We start from the raw sequence: 19,721 nt of genomic DNA on the forward strand, positions 1-19,721 counted from the left end.
TCCTTTCCTAGCTGACTAGCTTGTTTCCGCGCGCCGCAGCACCTGTTCGGCGTGCCGCAGCACCGGCGCGTCGACCATGCGTCCCTCGAACGCGAAGACGCCGCGATGGTGGGGTACCTCGGCGAGTACCCGCCGGGCCCAGTCGACTTCGGCGGCGCCCGGCGCGTAGGCCGCCCGCACCACCGGCACCTGGCTGGGATGGATCGCCACCTTGGCGTCGAAGCCCACCGCCACCGCGTCCTCGGACTCGGCCCGCAGCCCGTCCAGATCCCGGATGTTCAGGTAGACCGAATCCAGCGCGAACTTGCCGTACGCTTTGGCCGCCAGCAGCGCCGTGGAGCGGACGTGGCGCGCCACCTCCCGGTAGCCGCCGTCGGCGTACCGGCTGGCGGTGCCACCGAGCCCGGCCACCAGATCCTCCGCGCCCCACATCACGCCGATGGCGTTGTCCACGTGCATCGCCTCGGCGACCGTCAGCGCGCCCAGCGGCGATTCGATCAGCGCGATCACCTCGCACTGCGCGAGCGCCCGGATCTGTTCGCCCGATTCGCATTTCGGGAGCATGACCCGTCGATACCCGGTTTGCGCGAGCACACGCAGATCCAGGGTGTGCGCCTCGGTGCCGTACGGGTTGATCCGCACGACGGTGCTCTCCGGATCCAGCCGGGTGCTCAGCAGCGCCTCGCGCGCGGCCGCCTTGTCGGCCGCGGCCACACCGTCTTCGAGATCGAGGATCACCACATCGGCTGCCGCGGCGGCCTTTTCGAAACGTTCCGGGCGATCGGCCGGGCAGAACAACCAGCCCGGGCCCGCCATCTCCCAGCTCATGCCGGCCGCTTCCGGACCAGCGTGGAGCGGGTGGCGGTGGCCACGACCACGCCGTGCTGATTGCGTGCGGTGTGCACCAGGGTGACGACACCCTCACCGGGCCGCGACTTCGACTCGCGCTTATCGGTGACCACCGTCTCGGCGTACATGGTGTCGCCGTGGAACAGCGGCTTCGGGAAGGCGATCTCGGAGAAGCCGAGATTGGCCACCAGCGTGCCCTGGGTCAGCTGCGCCACCGACAGTCCGATCAGCGTGGACAGCGTGAACATCGAGTTCACCAGCCGCTGGTTGAACGGCGGCTGCGCGTCGGCGAACGCGGCGTCCAGGTGCAACGCCTGGGTGTTCATGGTCAGCGTGGTGAACAGGACGTTGTCGGCCTCGGTGATGGTGCGTCCGGGCCGGTGCTCGTAGACCACGTCGGTCTCGAACTCCTCGAACCACAGTCCGCGCTGGACGACCTTTTTCACAGGCCCAGCTCCCGCCCGATCAGCATCAGCTGCACCTCCGTTGTGCCCTCGCCGATTTCCAGGATCTTGCTGTCGCGGTAGTGCCTGGCCACAGCGTATTCGTTCATGAAGCCGTAGCCGCCGAAAATCTGGGTGGCGTCGCGGGCGTTGTCCATCGCGGCCTCGCTGGCCACCAGCTTGGCGATGGCGGCCTGCTTCTTGAACGGCTTGCCGGCCAGCATCAGCGCGGCGGCGTCGTAGTAGGCGGTGCGCGCGGCGTGCGCGCGGGCCTCCATCCGGGCGATCTTGAACGCGATGGCCTGGTTGCGGCCGATGGACCGGCCGAAGGCCTCGCGCTCCTTGGCGTAGCGCACGCTCTCCTCGACACAGCCCTGGGCCGCGCCGACCGCGAGCGCGGCGATGGCGATGCGGCCCTCGTCCAGGATGCGCAGGAAGTTGGCGTAGCCGCGGCCGCGCTCGCCGAGCAGGTTCTCCTCGGGCACGCGCACATCGGTGAAGCTGAGCGGATGGGTGTCGGAGGCATTCCAGCCGACCTTGTTGTAGGCCGGCTCGGCGACGAAGCCCGGTGTGTCCGTGGGCACCAGGATGGTGGAGATCTCCTTCTTGCCCTCGGCCTGGCCGGTGACCGCGGTGACCGTCACCAGCCGGGTGATGTCGGTGCCGGAGTTGGTGATGAACTGCTTGCTGCCGTTGATCACCCAGTCGCCGCTGTCCACGATCGCGGTGGTGCGGGTGCCGCCCGCGTCGCTGCCCGCGCCGGGCTCGGTGAGGCCGAAGGCGGCCAGCGCGCGCCCGGAGGTCAACTGCGGCAGCCACTCCTGCTTCTGCTTGTCGTTGCCGAAGCGGTAGATCGGCATCGCGCCCAGCGAGACGCCGGCCTCCAGCGTGATGGCGACGCTCTGATCCACCTTGCCGAGTTCCTCGAGCGCCAGGCAGAGCGCGAAGTAGTCGCCGCCCATGCCGCCGAACTCCTCCGGGAACGGCAGGCCGAACAGGCCCATCTCGGCCATACCCGCCACCACCTCGTACGGGAAGGTGTGCGCGGCGTCGTGCTGGGCGGCCACGGGTGCGACCACGGAGTTCGCGAAATCCCGGACGGTCAGGGCGAGATCGCGGTAATCCTCGGGCAGCGTGCCGGTGGATAGGAAGTCGGTCATTCGGAAAGTCCTTCTGCTGCGGGAGTCTGGGCGGCGATACGGGCCAGCGGCTGGTCCAGGCGGACCTGCGTGCCCGCCGCGGCGAGAATTTCTACGGCGCCGGCGGTCGGCGCGGTGAGGGTGTGCTCCATCTTCATGGCCTCGACGACCACGATCGGTGCCCCCGCCGCGACGACGGCGCCCGGTTCGACCAGCACGGCGATCACCGAACCCGGCATGGGGCTGCGGATTTCGGCGTCGCCGACCTGGTCGCCGCCGCGGCGGACGCGCTCCTCGGGCACCGTGCGCAGCACCGCGACGCCGGTCGGTCCCGAAACCCACAGCTGGGCTTCGTCTTCGGCGACGCGGTAGTCCTGGCGCAGGCCGTCCAGCGTCACCGTCAGGCGGCCGTCGGCGTAGGCGGCGGTGAGCTTGCGGGATTCGCCACCGTCGAGGCGCGCGGTGGCGGCCGCGGGCGTTCCGGTGAGGTAGACGTGCTCGGTGCGCTCGCCGCCGCTGAGCCGGATCGCGGTGGGCGCGGGGGAGCCGATGCGCCAGCCGGTGGGCAGCTCCCACGGGTCGGCCGGGCCGGCAGGCCATTCGCGCAGCCAGTGGTAGGCCGCCGCGGCGACGAACAGATCCGCACCGGGTTCGGCGGGCTGGAAGTCGCCGACCCGCCGATCCAGCAGCCCGGTGTCGAGCTTGCCGGCCCGGACGTCCGGATCGGCCAGCAGGAACCGGAGGAACTCGATATTGCTCGTGACGCCGAGCAGCACCGTATCGCCCAGGGCTCGATCGAGTTTCGCGATCGCGGCGGCCCGGTCGGCGCCGTGCGCGATCACCTTCGAGAGCATGGGGTCATAGTCGCTGCCGACCACGGTGCCGGGGCTCAGGCCCGAATCCACCCGGACCCCTTGCCCGTCCGGCTCGCTCAGGCCGAGCACCGTGCCGCCGGTCGGCAGGAAACCGCGACCCGGATCCTCGGCGTAGACCCGGGCCTCGATGGCGTGCCCGGTCAGCCGGACGTCCTCCTGGGCCACTGCGATCTTCTGCCCGGCCGCCACCCGCACCTGGCATTCCACCAGGTCCACGCCGGTGACCAGCTCGGTCACCGGATGCTCGACCTGTAGCCGGGTATTCATCTCCATGAAGAAGAACTCGTCCGGCCGGTCCGCGGACACGATGAACTCGACGGTGCCCGCGCCGACATAGTCGACGCTGCGGGCCGTATTGCACGCCGCCGCACCGATTCTCGCGCGGGTGGCGGCGTCCAGCAGGGGCGAGGGCGCCTCCTCGATCACCTTCTGGTGGCGGCGCTGCAGGCTGCATTCGCGCTCGCCCAGATGCAGCACATTGCCGAACTGGTCGGCCAGCACCTGCACCTCGATGTGGCGCGGCCGGGTGACGAACCGCTCCAGGAACAATGTGTCGTCGCCGAACGCGGCGCCGGCCTCGCGGCGCGCGCTCACCAGGGCGGCCGGCAACAGCGCCGGATCCTCGACCATCCGCATGCCCTTGCCACCACCGCCCGCCGACGGCTTGACCAGCACCGGATAGCCGATTTCCACTGCCGCCGCGACGAGTTCGTCGTCGGTCAGGCCGGGCCGGGCGATGCCCGGCACGACGGGCACGTCGAAGGCGGCCACGGTGTTCTTGGCCGCGATCTTGTCGCCCATGATCTCGATCGCCCGGGCGGGCGGGCCGAGGAACACGATTCCCGCCGCGGCCAGCGCGGCGGCGAAAGCGGCGTTCTCGGAAAGGAAGCCGTAGCCGGGGTGCACCGCCTGCGCGCCGGTGCGCACCGCCGCCGCCACGACTTTGTCGATGTCCAGGTAGCTTTCGCGGGCGGGCGCCGGGCCGAGCCGGACCGCGACGTCGGCCTCCCGCACGTGCCGGGCGTCGGCGTCGGCGTCGCTGTAGACCGCGACCGAGCGCAGGCCCATGGCGCGCAACGTCCGGATGACGCGCACCGCGATCTCGCCGCGGTTGGCGACCAGCACGGTGTCGAAACCGACGGGCTGGGAGTTGTTCAGCATCGCGCTCACATCCTGAAGACGCCGTAGGAAACGGGTTCGAGCGGCGCCTGCGCGCACACCGAAAGGGCAAGCCCGAGCACGGTTCTGGTATCGCCCGGGTCGATCACGCCGTCGTCCCAGAGGCGCGCGGTGGAGTAGTACGGGTTGCCCTGGTGCTCGTACTGCTCGCGGATCGGCGCCTTGAACGCCTCCTCGTCGGCCGCCGACCAGGGCTGCCCGTTCGCGTCGAGCTGGTCGCCGCGCACGGTCGAGAGCACCGAGGCCGCCTGCTCACCGCCCATCACCGAGATGCGCGCGTTCGGCCACATCCACAGGAAGCGCGGCGAATACGCGCGCCCGCACATCGAGTAGTTGCCCGCGCCGTAGGATCCGCCGATCACCACGGTCAGCTTCGGCACCCGGGCGCAGGCCACGGCCGTCACCATCTTGGCGCCGTGCTTGGCGATGCCGCCCGCCTCGTAGTCGCGCCCGACCATGAAGCCGGTGATGTTCTGCAGGAACAGCAGCGGCACCTTGCGCTTGTCGCACAGTTCGATGAAATGCGCGCCCTTCTGGGCGGATTCGCTGAACAGCACGCCGTTGTTGGCGATGATCCCGACCGGGTGGCCGTGGATGCGCGCGAAACCGGTGACCAGGGTCTTGCCGTATTCGGCCTTGAACTCGTGGAAACCCTCGGCGCCATCGGTGAGGCGGGCGATCACCTCGCGCACGTCGTAGGGGGTGCGCAGATCGGTGGGCACCACATCGTAGAGCTCGGATTCGGGTGCGGCGGGCGGGGTCGCCGGCAGCACCTCCCAGGGGCTCGCCGGGCGCGGCCCGAGGGTGGCCACGATGCGACGCACGATGCGCAGCGCGTCCTGATCGTCCTCGGCCAGGTGGTCGGTGACACCCGAGGTGCGCGAATGCAGTTCGCCGCCGCCGAGTTCCTCCGCGGTGACGACCTCACCGGTCGCGGCCTTCACCAGCGGCGGGCCGCCGAGGAAGATCGTGCCCTGCTCGCGCACGATCACCGCCTCGTCGCTCATCGCCGGGACGTACGCGCCGCCCGCGGTGCAGGAGCCGAGCACCGCCGCGATCTGCGGGATGCCGGCGGCGCTCATGGTCGCCTGGTTGTAGAAGATGCGGCCGAAATGCTCGCGGTCCGGGAACACCTCGTCCTGGCGGGGCAGGAACGCGCCGCCGGAATCGACCAGGTAGAGGCAGGGCAGGTGGTTCTGCAGCGCCACCTCCTGGGCGCGCAGGTGCTTCTTCACCGTCATCGGGTAGTAGGTGCCGCCCTTGACGGTCGCGTCGTTGGCCACGATCACGCACTCGCGGCCCGAGACCCGCCCGATGCCGGTGATGATGCCCGCGCCGGGGCACTCGTCGTCGTACATGCCGGTGGCCGCCAGCGGGGACAGCTCGAGGAACGGGCTGCCCGGATCGAGCAACTGGTCCACCCGCTGCCGGGGCAGCAGTTTGCCGCGGGCCAGATGCCGCTCGCGGGCCTTGGCCGGGCCGCCGAGCGCGGCCGTGGCCAGCCGCTCGCGCAGATCGCCGGTGAGCGCCTGCATGGCGCTGCGGCTGCCCGCCTGTTGAGTAACCACCATCACGGAAATCCTGTCGGTCAGTTAGTCGCCGATAACTGGAATTCAGGTTAATCTTGATTAACCGAGTTGTCCAGGACGGTCGAGAGGAGTGCGTGTGCCCGGCGTCGAACCCGTCGTCCCCACACGGCGCGAGCAGTTGAAGGCGCAGCGCCGCGGCCAGTTGCTGGAAGCCGGAGCCCGGCTGATCGCCGAGCGCGGTTTCCTCGGCGTGCGCCTCGACGACCTGGGCGCGGCGGTCGGGATCAGTGGCCCGGCGGTGTACCGGCACTTCCCGAACAAGGAGGCGCTGCTGGTGGAACTCCTGGTCGGCGTCAGCCAGCGGCTGTTCGACGGCGGGAAGGCCGTGATCGCCGCGGCCGCCACGGCCGAGGCCGCGCTGGCCGCCCTGGTCGATTTCCATCTCGATTTCGCCCTCGGCGAGCCCGAACTCATCCGCATCCAGGACCGCGACCTGGAGAACGTGCCCGTCGCCTCCCGACGCGAACTGCGGCGCACCCAGCGGCAATACGTCGAGGTCTGGGTCGGGGTGCTGCGCGAACTGCACCCCGGGCTCGCCGAGGAGACGGCGCGGGTGCAGGCCCACGCCGCCTTCGGCCTGATGAACTCGACGCCGCACAGCGCCCCGCGCGCCACCGCCACCCGGGCCCGGCCCATCCTGCGGCACATGGTGCTCGCCGCCCTCGGCTGAACGCCGCGGCCGCCCCTCACGCGGCCGCCCACGCTCATCGGGCGCTCCAGCCTCCGTCCATGGTGTAGGAGGCGCCGGTGACCATGCCCGCGTCGGCGCCGGCGAGCCAGCCGACCAGCGCGGCGACCTCCGCCGGCTCGACCAGCCGCTTGATCGCGCTCTCGGTGAGCATGATCTTCTCGATCACCTCCCGCTCCGGAATGCCGTGCGTGCGAGCCTGATCGGCGATCTGCCTGTCCACCAGCGGCGTGCGGACATAGCCCGGATTGACGCAGTTGCTGGTCACCCCGTGCGGGCCGCCCTCCAGCGCGGTCACTTTCGACAGTCCCTCCAGTGCGTGCTTGGCCGTCACGTAGGCCGCCTTGAAGGCGGAGGCGCGCAGGCCGTGCACCGAGGAGATATTCACGATCCGGCCGAACCCGTTGCGGTACATGTGCGGTAGCGCGGCGCGGATCAGCAGGAACGGCGCCTCCACCATGAGGGTCATCAGGTGCCGGAACTGCTCGGGCGGAAAGTCCTGGAGCGGTGAGATCCGTTGCACCCCGGCGTTGTTCACCAGGATGTCGGCGTCGAGCCGGAGCTCCTCCAGCGCCGCGACGTCGAGCAGATCCAGGGCCCAGGCCTTGCCGCCGAGCTCGTGGGCCAGCTCCTTCGCGCCGGTCTCGTCGATGTCGGCGATGGTGACGGTGGCCCCGCGCGCCGCGAGCAGTCGGGCGCAGGCCGCGCCGATCCCGCTCGCGCCGCCGGTCACCAGCGCGGATTTGCCGGTGAGGTCCGTCATTTGGCCACCGCGGCGGGTTCGGCGATCGCCGCGCGATCCGCCTCGTCGACCTCGGCCAGATCCAATCCCGAAGTCTCCCGGGCGAACAGCACCGCCACGGCCGTGACGGCGGCGGCGCCTGCCAGGTACCAGGCGATCGGCACCGCGGAGTCGAACTCGTTGAGCAGGCGCACCGCGATGATCGGCGCCAGCGAACCCGCCACGATCGAGGTCACCTGATATCCTAGGGACACACCGGAATACCGCATCCGGGTCGGGAACATCTCCGCCATGATGGCCGGCTGCGCGGCGTACATCAGGGCGTGGAACACCAGGCCGATGATGATCGCGGACATGATGACCACGTTGTGGCCGCTGTCCATCATCGGGAAGGCGAAGAAGCCCCAGGTGCCCGCGGTGATCGCGCCGACGAGATAGACCGGGCGGCGGCCGAAGCGGTCGCTGAGATGACCCGCGATCGGGATGACCAGGAAGTGCACGGCGTGCGCGGCCAGCAGCCACCACAGGATCACCTTGGTGTCGGTGCCCACGTGCACCTTCAGATAGGTGATGGTGAAGGTGACGACCAGGTAGTAGAGGATGTTCTCGCCGAAGCGCAGGCCCATCGCGGTGAACACGCCGCGCGGGTACCGCTTGAGCACCTCCACCACGCTGAACGAGTTGGCCTTGATCTGCTCGACCTCACGCTGGGCCTGCACGAAGATCGGGGCGTCGGTGACCTTGGTGCGAATGTAGTAGCCGACCAGCACCACGACCGCCGACAGCCAGAACGCCACGCGCCAGCCCCAGCTCAGGAATGCGGCGTCGGACAGCGTCGAGGTCAGCGCCAGCAGTGCCACCGTGGCCAGCAGATTTCCCACCGGCACACCGGCTTGCGGCCAGCTCGCCCAGAATCCGCGCCGATTGTTCGGGCTGTGCTCGGCGACCAGCAGCACCGCACCACCCCATTCGCCGCCGACCGCGAAGCCCTGGATGAAGCGCAGCGTCACCAGCAGTGCCGGTGCCCAGTAACCGATTTGGCCGAAGGTCGGCAGGCAGCCCATCAGGAAGGTGGACGCGCCGACCAGCACCAGGCTGAACTGCAGCAGCTTCTTGCGGCCGTATTTGTCGCCGAAGTGCCCGAAGACGATGCCGCCCAGCGGGCGGGCGGCGAAGCCGACGGCGTAGGTGATGAACGCGGCCAGGATCGCGTCCAGGTCGCTGGTGCCCTTGGCGAAGAAGACCTTGCTGAACACCAGGGTGGCCGCGGTGCCGTAGAGGAAGAACTCGTACCACTCGACGACCGTGCCTGCCATCGAGGCGGCGACCACCCGTCTGAGCCCGGAGGGTGCTTCCGGATCGTCGTCGGCCGGCCGCACGGGATTGCGCACGCTCATCGAACTACTCCTCACGCTCGGCCCATGCCCCGGTGTCTCCGCTGTGATGGGCCCCACAATTTCTAGCTGGGCATGAGTATTCGTGCAGATGTGATTCGTCGCAATGTCCAGATGTGCAGCCCCGGTCTGCGAAGATGCAGATATGAGTACCGGTTCGCCGCGTCGTCCCAGCGCGGACGACCTGCTGATTCTGCTGGCCGTCGGCCGCTCCGGGCGCTTCGTCTCCGCCGCCGACGAACTGGGGCTGAACCACACCACCATCTCCCGCCGCATCGCCGCGCTCGAGGAGACGCTGGGCGGGCGGGTGCTGACCCGCGTCACCGGCGGCTGGGAACTCACCGAGCTGGGGCGCGAGGCGCTGGTCGCGGCCGAGGCGGTGGAGTCGGCCGTGAAATCCCTGGCGCCGGGCGGCACGGGGGCGCGGGTCCTGGCGGGCGTCGTGCGGATCTCGGCCACCGACGGGTTCAGCGCCTACCTCGCCGCGCCCGCCGTCGCCGCCGTGCAGCGGCAGCACCCCGGCGTCTCGGTGGAGATCGTCACCGCGACCCGGCGCGCCTCCCAGCAGCGCACCGGGCTGGATATCGAGGTGGTGGTGGGGGAGCCGCAGGTGTTGCGGGCCAAGGCGATTCGGCTCGGCGACTACTGCCTGGGCCTCTACGGCGCCCGGTCCTACCTGGACGAGCACGGCGTCCCCGAGACGCCGGCCGACCTCGTGCGCTATCCACTGGTCTACTTCATCGACTCCATGCTCCAGGTCGACGACCTGGACCTGGCGGCGGGCTTCGCCACCGGCATGCGCGAATCCATCACCTCCACCAATGTCTTCGTGCACGTCGAGGCCACGCGCGCGGCGGCCGGTCTGGGCCTGCTGCCCTGCTTCATGGCCGACCGGCACGCGGATCTGGTCCGGGTCCTGGGCGAGCAGGTCTCGATCCGCCTCACCTACTGGCTGGTGACCAGGACCGAGACGCTGCGCCGGCCGGAGGTGTCGGCGGTGGTCGACGCCCTGTGCGCGCAGGTCCGCGAGCAGCGGGCGGCGCTGCTGGGCGCGGCGGCCGGTACGTCCGCGAGGTATACCCTGGCGCAGTCGGCCGGTCGTGAGGATTTTCTGTGAAGTACGTGCCCCGCATCGCCCTTTTCCTGGTGATTCCCGCTCTGTTGTTCCTGCTGCCGTGGTGGACCCTGGTCGGCGCGACCAGCTCCGGCGCCGTGTTCTGGGCGGGCACCGCGGTGTTCGCGCTCGGCTACGTCTGCCTGCCCGCCGCGATGTTCCGGGGGCACGGTCCCGCGCAGTCCGACGCGGCCTCGGTGCTCGGCGACACGCTGCTCGGCGTGATGTGGGTGCTGTTCAGCTGGTCGGTGTTCGGCACGCTCGCCGGGTTCGGCCTGGCGCTGGGCGGTGTCGAAGATCCCGCCCGGTCGCGGATCGTGGCGGTCGGCGTGCTGGCGGTGAGTGCGGCGCTCGTCGGCTACGGCATCGCCGAAGCGCGGCGGGTGCCGCGGGTGCGCACGCTGGAGGTGCCGATCCGCGGCCTCGGCGCGGGGCTGGACGGGTTGCGCCTGGTCGTGGTCACCGATACTCACTTCGCCGCGCTGGACCGGCTGCGCTGGTCCGAGCGCGTGGTCGAGGTGGTGAACTCGCTGCGGCCCGACATCGCCTGCCACGCGGGCGATCTCGCCGACGGTTCGGTGGCGAAGCGGCATCCGCAGGTGGATCCGCTCGGCAAGGTCGAGGCCCCGCTGGGCCGGTTCTACATCACCGGCAATCACGAGTACTTCGGCGACGCGCAGGGCTGGATCGACCACATGGCCGCCCTCGGCTGGCAGCCCATGCACAACCAGCACGAGGTGATCGAGCGCGGCGGCGACCGCCTGGTCCTCGCCGGAATCGACGACCCCACCGGCGTCGGTCTGCCCGGCCACGGCCCGGACCTGCGGGCGGCGCTCGCGGGAGCGCCCGCTGCCCCCGTGGTACTGCTCGCCCACCAGCCGCGCCAGGTGCGCGAGGCCGCGGCGGCCGGTGTGGCACTACAGATTTCGGGCCACACCCACGGCGGCCAGATCTGGCCCTTCCACTACCTGGTCCGGCTGGAACAGCCGGTGGTCGCGGGCCTGTCCCGGCACGGCGACACCCAGCTCTACACCAGCCGCGGCACCGGCTTCTGGGGCCCCCAACTGCGGGTCTTCGCACCGAGCGAGATCACGGTCCTGGTGCTGCGCAGCGCGTAACAGTTGGGCCGGGCCACCGGCTCTCACGCGGCGACGGCGGCCGCGGAGGTCGGGGTGAGCACACCGTCGGTCATGGTGTAAACCGAGGTCATCTGGTGCAGATGGCTGCGGTCGTGGGTGACCAGCAGGGTGGCGGCGCGGTGGGCGCGCACCACCTCGAGGATGAGATCGATGACGGCGGAACCGCGTTCGGTGTCCAGCGCGCTGGTCGGTTCGTCGATGACGAGCAGGGCCGGATCGTTCATCAGGGCCCGGGCGATGTCCACGCGCTGGCGCTGACCGCCCGAGAGCTGGGCGGGGCGTTTGGCGTGCTGGTCGGCCAGGCCCACGGCCGCCAGCAGATCCATTGCCTTGGAGCGGGTTTCGCGGCGCACACGCGCCGGGACGAACCGGTGCTGGCCGAGCCGCGACATCACCTCGAGCTGTTCGACGGCCGTCAGCGCGGGAATCAGATTCGGCTGCTGGAACACGATGCCGATCTCAGCGCGCCGCACCGCGGCGGCCGTGCGCCGGCCGAGCTGAGCGAGATCCACTGTGCGATCACCGGTTTCGAGCAGCACCCGGCCCGAGTCCGGCCGGATGAGGGTGGCCACCGTGGCCAGCAGACTGGACTTGCCGGATCCGGAAGGGCCGGTGATGGCGGCGATCGCGCCGCCCGCGACGGTCAGGTTCACCCGGTTCAGGGCGGTGAGACGGTCGGAGCCATCGGGGTAGGTGAGGGTGAGATCTTCGACGGTGAGGGCGGTCATGGTGTGCTCCAAGGGGATTAGCGTGCCGCGCCGAGCGCGGTGAGCGGATCGGTGGTGAACAGGAAGCGCAGCGCGAACGCCGCGCCGAACAGGCCGAGCACGATGAGGGCGGCGGCCGGTAGCAGGGTGGTCGCCGGGGTCAGCACGAACGGCAGCGCGTCGCCCATGGCGGCGGCCGCCGCCACCGTGATTCCCAGGCCCGCCGCGACACCGGCGACGAGCACGATCGCGGCCTGGCCCAGCGCGTCGCGCACCAGGGAACCGGTGGTCGCGCCCAGCGCCTTCAACGTGGCGATGTCGGGCATCCGCTGCACGGTCCAGACGGTGAAGAACGCGCCGATCACCAAGGCGGAGATCGCGAACAGCAGCACCGTCATCAAGGTGAGCGAACCGTTTTCGGCCTGGTAGGAGGCGAGGGCGGACAACGCCCCGGGCACGGTGGTCGTGCTGGTGTGCGCCGCGGCGTTCACCGCGTCCGGGTCGGCGACGCCGGAGACGGCGAGCACGGTAGCCGCGCCGCCGCGCGGGCTCACCGCCTGCCAGTCGGCGGGCGTCAGCCAGGCCACGGGCGTGTGGCTGTACCAGTCGTCGCCCTCGACCGCCGCGACGGTGAACTCGCGCCCGCCCACGCCGACGGTGTCGCCGGCCGCGGCATGCAGGTCCGCGGCCGCGCCGGTGCTGAGCACGACGGTGCCCGGCTCGGTTGCCGCTCGATTGCCGACCGTGCTCGGCGTCGCCCCGAACAGCGCCACCTGTGCGGGCGGCGCCCCGGCCCGCCCGGCTTCGGCCCGGCTGATCCCGACCGGCTGCACCGAGCCGCCCGGCCCGGCCGCCCGCTGCCAGGCGGCCACCTGATCCGGACTCAGCGCGGAGGCGTCGAACGACGGGTCCGCGCCGGTGTCGGCGAACACCAGCCGTTCGGCCGACAGCGACCGCACGGCCGAGACGTTCTGGTGCGCGAGCCCGGCGGTGAGTCCGCTCAGGAAGCTCACCAGCAGCGCCACCAGCGTGACGACCAGCGCGATCAGGCCGAATCGGCCGCGGGCGGCCCGGAGATCTCTCAGTGCGACGAACATGACTCCACCGTCCCGCCGATCCGGCTCCGGACCATCGCGCGCCGGAACGATCCCGCCCCGAACGAAGGGTGGGCGGCCGTTTACACCTTTCGGTGGATGCCATCGCGGTAGCCGCACATAAGCTGACAGAGTGCACTCGTCGCCGCTCACCCCCGTCTTCACCGCGCTGCGGCTGGGCCTGCACGTGCTGGTGACGGCCCTGGCGGCGGTCACCGCGCTGCGCGCGCTGCTGCCGGAGTCCGAGCATCCGGTCGCCATGCCGGTGCTGGTCGCGGCGTTCCTGGTCACCTACTTCGCGGGCGGCCGGGTCGGCCGGCGGCCGGGCGGGATCCCGGCCTGGCTCGGCCTGCTCACGCTGCTGTGGCTGTGCCTGGTGCCGCTCGCGCCCGACGCGGGCTATCTCGCCTTCGGCCTGTTCTTCCTCTATCTGCATCTGCTGCCGCGACCGTGGAGCCTGGTGGCCGTGATCGCGGCGACCGCGGTGGCGGTCGCCGGGTTCGGGTTCCAGCGCGGCTGGGCGCTCGGCGGGGTGATCGGGCCGGTCATCGGCGCGGCCGTCGCCGTCGGCATCGGCATGGGATATCAGGCGCTGTTCCGGGAGTCCGCCGAACGCCAGCGCCTGATCGATGAATTGCTCAGCACGCGCGCCACGCTCGCCGAGCAGGAGCGCAACGCGGGCAAGCTGGCCGAACGGGAACGGCTGGCGCAGGAGATCCACGACACCGTCGCCCAGGGGCTCAGCAGCATCCAGTTGCTGCTGCACGCCGCCGAGCAGGCCGCACCGGAACACCCTGCGCTGCAACAGATTCGGCTCGCACGCGAGACCGCCGCAGAGAATCTGGCCGAAACCCGCAGACTGATCGCCGAATTGGCGCCCGCGGCCTTGGACGGGCAGTCGCTCGCCCAGGCGCTGGAGCGCATTTGCGCACGTGCCGAAGGGGTTACGGCCCAGCTCGTGGTCGAGGGCACACCCGAGCGGCTGCCGATGCCGGTCGAGGCGGCACTGGTGCGGATCGCCCAGGGCGCGGTGGCCAATGTCGTGCGGCACGCGCACGCCGACCGGACGCGGCTCACGCTCACCTATTCCGACGACGAGGTGCTGCTCGACATCGTCGACAACGGCGTCGGCATCGATCCGGTGGTCCTGGACCGCGCGCCCACGGGCTCCTTCGGATTGGCGGCCATGCGCTCGCGGGTGGAGCAGCAGGGCGGCACGTTCGCGGTCGAATCCGAACCCGGCCACACCGCCGTGACCGTGTCCTTCCCGCTCGAAGCCGTTGTGCCGCAGGGTGGTCTGCTCGCGACGGGGGAGCGCGGATGATCCGCCTGCTGCTGGCCGACGACCACGCCATCGTGCGCGCCGGACTGCGCGCCCTGCTGGAAGGCAGCGGCGACATCACCGTCCTCGGTGACGTGCCCTCCGCCGAGGCCGCGGTCGCCTTCTGCGCCACCACCCCGGTCGACCTGGTCCTGATGGACCTCAGCTTCGGCCCCGGCCGCTCCGGCGTCGACGCGACCACCGAGTTGCGCGCCCTGGCCCAGCCGCCGAATGTACTGGTGGTCACCAACTACGACACCGACGCCGACATCCTCGGCGCCATCGAGGCCGGAGCCTGCGGTTACATCCTGAAGGACACCCCGCCGCCGGAACTGCTCGCGGCGGTCCGCGCCGCGGCGGCGGGCGAGAGCGTGCTGTCGCCGGCGGTGGCCTCGAAACTGATGACGCGGGTGCGGCGTGCAGACACCACGCTCAGCCCCCGCGAAATCGAGGTGCTGCGCCTGGTCGCCGACGGGAAATCGAACCGGGAGATCGCCAAGGAGCTGTTCCTCAGCGAGACCACCGTCAAATCGCACCTGGTGCACATCTACGCCAAACTCGGGGTCCGCTCCCGGACCTCGGCCGTGGCGCGCGCCCGCGAACAGGGCGCGATCTGACCTACTGCGGGCGCAGCACGATCAGGCCGGGCACGGTCCGGGCGTACTCGAAGAGCGGCGTGTCGACGACCTTGTTGTTCTCCGCCAGCGACGACGCGTTGCGGAACACCGGGCCGTTCGGGGTCTGCACGAAGATGCCGACGTGGGTGACGTCCAGTCCGGCCTGATCGGTGTAAGCGCCGAGATAATCGCCGGTGCGGAGCTGATCGGCGACCGCCCCGTCCACCGCGGCGGCGGGAATGTAGGTCATCGGCCGTTCCACCACCGGCAGGCCCGGAAGATACTGTCCGCCATCGGCTTTCGCGTTGAGATACTTGGTGATCGGGACGGCCGCCGGGCTCAGCGCGCCGGTGATGTCGGTGGCGGCGATCCGGGGCGTGGCCGCCCAGTCGGTGAAGAAATGCTTGCGGTGCCCGAAATCGACCGTGCCGCCGGCATAGCGGGTGTCGACGAGATTCGCGACGAACTCGTCGCGGGTGGCCGAACGGCTCAGCGCCTCCACGTAGTCCAGGTAGGTGAAGCAATCCACCCGGCGGAAATCCACGATCAAGCGCTCGGGCTCGGTCGCCGAGCCGACGAGCATGTTCGCCCCGTAGGGCGTGCCGAGGAAGCGGCGCGAGAGCGCCTCGATCATGTCCCCTTTGGCGCGCGGCTGCGCGTTGCGCAGGGCCAGCAGCTCGTCGATCTCGGCGGAGGTGGCGTCATCGATCGCCGGCGCGGCATGCGCCGCGGGCGCCAGCACCGCGAGCAGCGTCGTCAGGATGAGCAGGACGCGGGCGATGCTGCGCAAAACGCCTCCCTCTGGTTGGTGCACGGCCGACAACCACCGTAGCCCGTAATCTCACGGGCATGGCCTCCCTCTCGGATCCGAAGGTGCGTGAGTTCCTCAGCCACGCCACCCGCACCGGCAAGGTCGCGTTCGCCGCCGCCGACGGCCGCCCGATCGTCACCCCGGTCTGGTTCATCCTGGAAGACGACACCCTGGTCTTCAACACCGGCAAGACCACCGCCAAGGGCCGGGCCTTCGCCCGCGACCCGCGCATCGCCGTCTGCGTCGACCTGGAGGAGCCGCCCTACGGCTCGGTCCAGATCCAGGGCACCGTCACCCTCTCCGAGGACCCGGGCGAACTGCTGCGCACCGCCACCGAGATCGCCGCCCGCTACATGGGCGCCGACCGCGCCGAGGAGTTCGGCAAGCGCAACGGCGTCCCCGGCGAACTCGTCGTCCGCCTGCACCCCTCCAAGGTCATCGCCTCCTTCGACGCGACCGCCTGACCGGTTCGCGCGCCGCATAGACTCCGGGCATGACCGTGCACTTCATCGGGGCCGGGCCCGGAGCCGCGGACCTGCTGACCGTGCGCGCCGTCGACCTGCTGCGCAGCTCACCGGTGTGCCTGTACGCCGGCACCTACCTCGACCCCGAGGTCCTCGCGCACTGCGCACCCGGCACCGAACTGATCGACACCCAGCACCTGGACCTCGACCAGATCACCGCCCACCTGGTCCGCGCCCACGCCGCCGGCCAGGATGTGGCCCGCCTGTGCTCCGGCGACCCGTCGCTCTACTCCGCCCTCACCGAGCAGACCCGCCGCCTCGACGCGCACGGCGTCGACTGGGACGTCACTCCCGGCGTCCCCGCCTACGCCGCCGCGGCCGCCCTGCTCGGCACCGAACTGACCGTCCCCGAACTGGTCCAATCGGTCGTCCTGACCCGCACCCAGGCCCGCTCCACCGCCATGCCCGCCACTGAGTCCTTGGCCAACTTCGCCCACACCGGCGCGACCCTGGTCCTGCACCTGGCGATCACCCGAATCCGCCCCCTCGCGGCGGAGCTGGCCGCGGACTACGGCCCGGACTGCCCCGCCGCCGTCGTCTACCGCGCCAGTCAACCCGACCAGCTCGTCCTGCGCGGCACCCTCACCGACATCGCCGACCAGGCCGAAGCCGCCGACCTCCGCCAAGCCGCCGTCATCCTGGTCGGCCGCGCCCTGACCCCCACCCTGTCCTGCGCCGAATCCCACCTCTACGACCCGGCGCGGGCCCGTCAGAAGTAGGACAGCACCTCGGCGTCGAACTCGTCGGTCGCGGGCAAACTCACCGGCGGCCGGTAATTCTGCGCGCGCACATGCTGCACAAAGGCCTCGGGAAACGCGAGCCGATAACTGCTCAGATAGTGGATCGAATCCACCCGCCAGATCCACTGCCCATCCGAGATCAGCGACGGCCCGCTGGGGATCATGGTGCTGTTGTTCACGATATCCACCACGTCCTCGAGCACGTCGAAAACCGGTGTGGCGGAACGCATGTACTGCAGGATCTCCTGCTGATCCCCCAGCGCCTGCGTCGCCTGCGACTCCCGCAACGACGGCAGATGCCCCTTGCTCCGGTACATCTCCCGGTAGATCCCAACGGTATTCAACATGGTTTCCCCTCCATCGAACTGTGCCAGCCGAGGCTACTCGCTGGTGCTGCGATTAAGGATGTCGGTGTAGAGCAGTCGGCCACCGAGCATCCGAACCGCGGAATAGCGATCGCCGACGCGGCCGAGATCCTCGGTGCGCGAGCCGCGCTCGTAGAAGAAGACCTCGTATCGCTTCGGGCCGGAGGGCAGCAGGCACCAGGCCTGTTCCCGGAGTTCGCCTTCCGACACCAGTTTTTCGGGGATGGTGACATGCGAGAAGGTGGCCAGTTGACTACTGACGCTCTCGTCGAAAATCCCGCCGCCGCGACCCAGGGTGGCGGTCACCACCGATTCCTCGATCTCCTCCAGGAAACCCGCGCCGACCAGGTCGACGATCGGCATCAACGCGAAGAACTGCTCGCCGCCTCCGGGTTGGCCGAACCACGGTGCCACCGGGCCCGCCCACACCGGAGTCGGCGTCTTCACTCGCCAACGCCGGTAACCGGAACTCAGGTAATCGATGGGCAGCGAGCGCGCGGATACCGGAGTCTCGGTCGCGTAGAGCAATTTGCCGAACGTCGGACCGAAAGAGTCGACGATCCGTCCAGGTTCCAGTCGAATGGGAGCGCGCCCTTCTGCGGTAGCGAATCCATCGGGATGCACGTTGCGATCAGGCCAGATCAGCCGTCGCTCACCAACCGCCGCCGCGCCGTCCTCGGCAACCACGAACCGCTGTGTCCACGCATCCTCACCCAGTCCGCCATAGACGTCCCCATCGACGAGCGCTTGCACCACGCCATCCGAAAACCCCGCACCCGCAATCGAACCCGGCGTCCCCCGCCCAGGATCCAACGGCTGCTCACCGCGCAGAATACCGCCGATCAGCCCCAGAAACCCGAAGCAAGCCGCAGCCTCGCTCTCGTACACGGCCCGATTGATCCGGCTCCCACGCTCGTACCAGTAGACGAGGTACTCCCCGTCCTCGTAATTGACAACGAACGCGTCATCCCGTCGTCGCCCGATACCGAACTCGGATTCCGGCGCTCCCAGCCCCCGAACGATCTTCTCCAACTCCGCGAAGTTCACGACTTACCTTCCAACTCGGTCATCTCAATCCGCTCGGGAATTTTTGGTGTGCATCCAGTACGCGGCCTGTAGCCGCGCGTCACGCAGGGCAGTCTCGCTTACCTCGGGGAGGGTGAAGTTGTTCTCCAAAATATGCGCGAGAAACTCGGGTTCGGGAGACATTTCGCGGGTGCGTAGCTGGTAAGGGACATCTTCCGGCCAGATCCACGCGCCGTCGGTGTAGAAATGGGGCGGGATCACTTCGGGCTCCTCGGGATCCAGCGGATCCGGCCAGGGAGAGCTGTTTGTGTAAACAGTTGGAGCGGCGTCGAGGTAGGCGGCTACTTGTTCGATCACTTTGGGTGGCAACGGAGGTCGATCGTTTACCTCCAGCCCCCACTCGTCGTATCCGTATGCCGCCGCCTTGCTGAACTCCGCGCTCTGGCCGGCGAACCAGCTGGGTACTTCGTCGATCCACTGCTTGTCCAGCTCGAACAAGAACTCGTCGTCAGGAACCGGCTGAGTGAACGGGTCATCTGTCCAGTTGATGTTGACGGAGTAATCGTTCATGCGAGCATAGTGAAATCGCAGGCTGTACCACGTCCCCTCGTGTGGACGGCTCATCAGCTGTCGGTAGGCCGCGAACAGCTCCCGCGCACCGCTCGGGGTTTGGATCGGGATGATCCGCTTGTCGATGGTATGCACGACGCTGACGGTCTCGACATGCCGACCGACCTGTCGATAGTCGATGGTGACTTCGAACCATCCGGGTGGAAGTTGATGGAAGAGGGTTTCGCAGACGGTACTCAGAAGATTGTGCTTCGCGGTGAAGTCGAGGCCATTGAAAGAAAATGGAATGTATACCATCAGGTGTTCCGGTTCCTCTGTCTCTCAATCGCTCTCGGCTATTTTATCTGCCAGCCAGGTCGGAATGTACCCTTCGCCTCGTGGGTAGTCCTCTAGATCCCTTCGAAACGCGGAGCCCGGCAGTTCGGGGTACCAGATCGGGTCGACGTCATAATTGAGTTTCAATATAAGGCGCATTTCCGCGTCATTGGTGACAAGTGCGGAGAACCAGGCGCCTTGGTCTGGATCGTATTGGAGGTGCCGAAGTTCGCGGAAGAGTGGCTCGAGACGTGGATCCGGTGCCAGCGGCGGGGCGCTGCCGTCTTGTTTGGTCGCTGTCATCGCGACATCGCCCACAGTGCTTGTCATCATCACCTTCAGATCGATGAAGGCGAGATCAGGTCCTACGGTGGCCATCTGGTCCAGCACGATATCGGTGATTTCGGCCTTGAGATGGGCGATCCGCTGCGCAGGAGAGCCGGGACTATCGACGGAGTTCACTGTCATTTCCTACCTAGG

General features: G+C 69.4%; 21 protein-coding genes. 7 read left to right on the forward strand and 14 right to left on the reverse strand.

All coding sequences use genetic code 11. The features are described from left to right. Positions 1–15: 15 nt before the first annotated feature. Genes AB0I43_RS14320 through AB0I43_RS14340 form a run of 5 tightly spaced genes read right to left on the reverse strand, consistent with a single transcriptional unit; the run spans position 16 to position 6,056 of the window. The gene (locus tag AB0I43_RS14320; RefSeq protein ID WP_357432125.1) at positions 16–828 is read right to left on the reverse strand and encodes a CoA ester lyase; all 813 of its coding nucleotides are present in this window, start codon (positions 826–828) and stop codon (positions 16–18) included. Continuing rightward, positions 825–1,295: a MaoC family dehydratase gene (locus tag AB0I43_RS14325; RefSeq protein WP_356973477.1), complete on the reverse strand. Its 471-nt coding sequence runs from the start codon at positions 1,293–1,295 to the stop codon at positions 825–827. The genes AB0I43_RS14320 and AB0I43_RS14325 overlap by 4 nt, the downstream gene beginning before the upstream one ends. After that, complete coding sequence (locus AB0I43_RS14330) at positions 1,292–2,452, reverse strand: acyl-CoA dehydrogenase family protein (protein WP_356973476.1); 1,161 nt, start codon at positions 2,450–2,452, stop codon at positions 1,292–1,294. The genes AB0I43_RS14325 and AB0I43_RS14330 overlap by 4 nt, the downstream gene beginning before the upstream one ends. Further along, positions 2,449–4,467: an acetyl/propionyl/methylcrotonyl-CoA carboxylase subunit alpha gene (locus AB0I43_RS14335; RefSeq protein WP_356973475.1), complete on the reverse strand. Its 2,019-nt coding sequence runs from the start codon at positions 4,465–4,467 to the stop codon at positions 2,449–2,451. The genes AB0I43_RS14330 and AB0I43_RS14335 overlap by 4 nt, the downstream gene beginning before the upstream one ends. 5 nt (positions 4,468–4,472) lie before the next feature. Further along, a complete protein-coding gene (locus AB0I43_RS14340) occupies positions 4,473–6,056 on the reverse strand; it encodes a carboxyl transferase domain-containing protein (RefSeq protein WP_356973474.1) in 1,584 nt (527 codons plus the stop codon). 94 nt (positions 6,057–6,150) lie between these two features. Between AB0I43_RS14340 and AB0I43_RS14345 the strand changes: the two genes are divergently transcribed. Beyond that, positions 6,151–6,744, forward strand: a complete 594-nt coding sequence (locus AB0I43_RS14345; RefSeq protein ID WP_356973473.1) for a TetR/AcrR family transcriptional regulator — start codon at positions 6,151–6,153, stop codon at positions 6,742–6,744. A gap of 34 nt (positions 6,745–6,778) precedes the next feature. Here the strand turns inward: AB0I43_RS14345 and AB0I43_RS14350 are convergent, their stop codons facing one another. Then, entirely contained in the window at positions 6,779–7,525 is a 747-nt protein-coding gene (locus AB0I43_RS14350; RefSeq protein WP_356973472.1) for a 3-hydroxybutyrate dehydrogenase, read from the reverse strand. After that, complete coding sequence (locus tag AB0I43_RS14355) at positions 7,522–8,901, reverse strand: MFS transporter (RefSeq protein ID WP_357432127.1); 1,380 nt, start codon at positions 8,899–8,901, stop codon at positions 7,522–7,524. Before AB0I43_RS14355 ends, AB0I43_RS14350 begins: the two co-directional genes overlap by 4 nt. Before the next feature lie 142 nt (positions 8,902–9,043). Between AB0I43_RS14355 and AB0I43_RS14360 the strand changes: the two genes are divergently transcribed. After that, positions 9,044–10,015: a LysR family transcriptional regulator gene (locus AB0I43_RS14360; RefSeq protein WP_356973189.1), complete on the forward strand. Its 972-nt coding sequence runs from the start codon at positions 9,044–9,046 to the stop codon at positions 10,013–10,015. After that, complete coding sequence (locus tag AB0I43_RS14365; RefSeq protein WP_356973190.1) at positions 10,012–11,130, forward strand: metallophosphoesterase; 1,119 nt, start codon at positions 10,012–10,014, stop codon at positions 11,128–11,130. The genes AB0I43_RS14360 and AB0I43_RS14365 overlap by 4 nt, the downstream gene beginning before the upstream one ends. 23 nt (positions 11,131–11,153) lie before the next feature. On the opposite strand, the gene AB0I43_RS14370 is transcribed toward AB0I43_RS14365, so the two are convergent. Then, the gene (locus tag AB0I43_RS14370; protein WP_357432129.1) at positions 11,154–11,879 is read right to left on the reverse strand and encodes an ATP-binding cassette domain-containing protein; all 726 of its coding nucleotides are present in this window, start codon (positions 11,877–11,879) and stop codon (positions 11,154–11,156) included. A gap of 17 nt (positions 11,880–11,896) precedes the next feature. Continuing rightward, positions 11,897–12,955, reverse strand: a complete 1,059-nt coding sequence (locus tag AB0I43_RS14375) for an ABC transporter permease (RefSeq protein WP_357432131.1) — start codon at positions 12,953–12,955, stop codon at positions 11,897–11,899. Between the two features lie 130 nt (positions 12,956–13,085). On the opposite strand from AB0I43_RS14375, the gene AB0I43_RS14380 reads away from it, so the two are divergent. Continuing rightward, a complete protein-coding gene (locus AB0I43_RS14380; protein WP_357432133.1) occupies positions 13,086–14,276 on the forward strand; it encodes a sensor histidine kinase in 1,191 nt (396 codons plus the stop codon). Beyond that, positions 14,273–14,890 (forward strand): response regulator transcription factor, encoded by a 618-nt coding sequence (locus AB0I43_RS14385; RefSeq protein ID WP_357432135.1) that lies wholly within the window; start codon positions 14,273–14,275, stop codon positions 14,888–14,890. Before AB0I43_RS14380 ends, AB0I43_RS14385 begins: the two co-directional genes overlap by 4 nt. A gap of 1 nt (position 14,891) precedes the next feature. Here AB0I43_RS14385 and AB0I43_RS14390 read toward each other — a convergent pair whose 3' ends face one another. After that, on the reverse strand, positions 14,892–15,680 hold the full coding sequence (locus AB0I43_RS14390) for a DUF1460 domain-containing protein (RefSeq protein WP_356973196.1): 789 nt from the start codon (positions 15,678–15,680) through the stop codon (positions 14,892–14,894). 59 nt (positions 15,681–15,739) lie between these two features. On the opposite strand from AB0I43_RS14390, the gene AB0I43_RS14395 reads away from it, so the two are divergent. Continuing rightward, positions 15,740–16,165 (forward strand): PPOX class F420-dependent oxidoreductase, encoded by a 426-nt coding sequence (locus AB0I43_RS14395; RefSeq protein ID WP_356973197.1) that lies wholly within the window; start codon positions 15,740–15,742, stop codon positions 16,163–16,165. Positions 16,166–16,194: 29 nt separating this feature from the next. Then, a complete protein-coding gene (gene cobM, locus AB0I43_RS14400; protein ID WP_356973198.1) occupies positions 16,195–16,944 on the forward strand; it encodes a precorrin-4 C(11)-methyltransferase in 750 nt (249 codons plus the stop codon). Here the strand turns inward: cobM and AB0I43_RS14405 are convergent. The 4 genes from AB0I43_RS14405 to AB0I43_RS14420 are packed head-to-tail and all read right to left on the reverse strand — an operon-like array spanning position 16,935 to position 19,703. Then, positions 16,935–17,312, reverse strand: coding sequence for a hypothetical protein (locus AB0I43_RS14405; protein WP_356973200.1), 378 nt, complete (start codon positions 17,310–17,312; stop codon positions 16,935–16,937). The genes cobM and AB0I43_RS14405 overlap by 10 nt on opposite strands. 33 nt (positions 17,313–17,345) lie before the next feature. Next, positions 17,346–18,377, reverse strand: a complete 1,032-nt coding sequence (locus tag AB0I43_RS14410) for a TNT domain-containing protein (RefSeq protein ID WP_356973201.1) — start codon at positions 18,375–18,377, stop codon at positions 17,346–17,348. A 24-nt stretch (positions 18,378–18,401) separates the two neighbouring features. Further along, a complete protein-coding gene (locus AB0I43_RS14415; RefSeq protein WP_356973203.1) occupies positions 18,402–19,223 on the reverse strand; it encodes a hypothetical protein in 822 nt (273 codons plus the stop codon). 24 nt (positions 19,224–19,247) lie between these two features. Beyond that, a complete protein-coding gene (locus AB0I43_RS14420) occupies positions 19,248–19,703 on the reverse strand; it encodes a hypothetical protein (protein ID WP_356973205.1) in 456 nt (151 codons plus the stop codon). Positions 19,704–19,721: the final 18 nt, after the last annotated feature.

The sequence above is a fragment of the Nocardia sp. NPDC050435 genome, from assembly GCF_040655395.1.
Taxonomy (GTDB): domain Bacteria; phylum Actinomycetota; class Actinomycetes; order Mycobacteriales; family Mycobacteriaceae; genus Nocardia.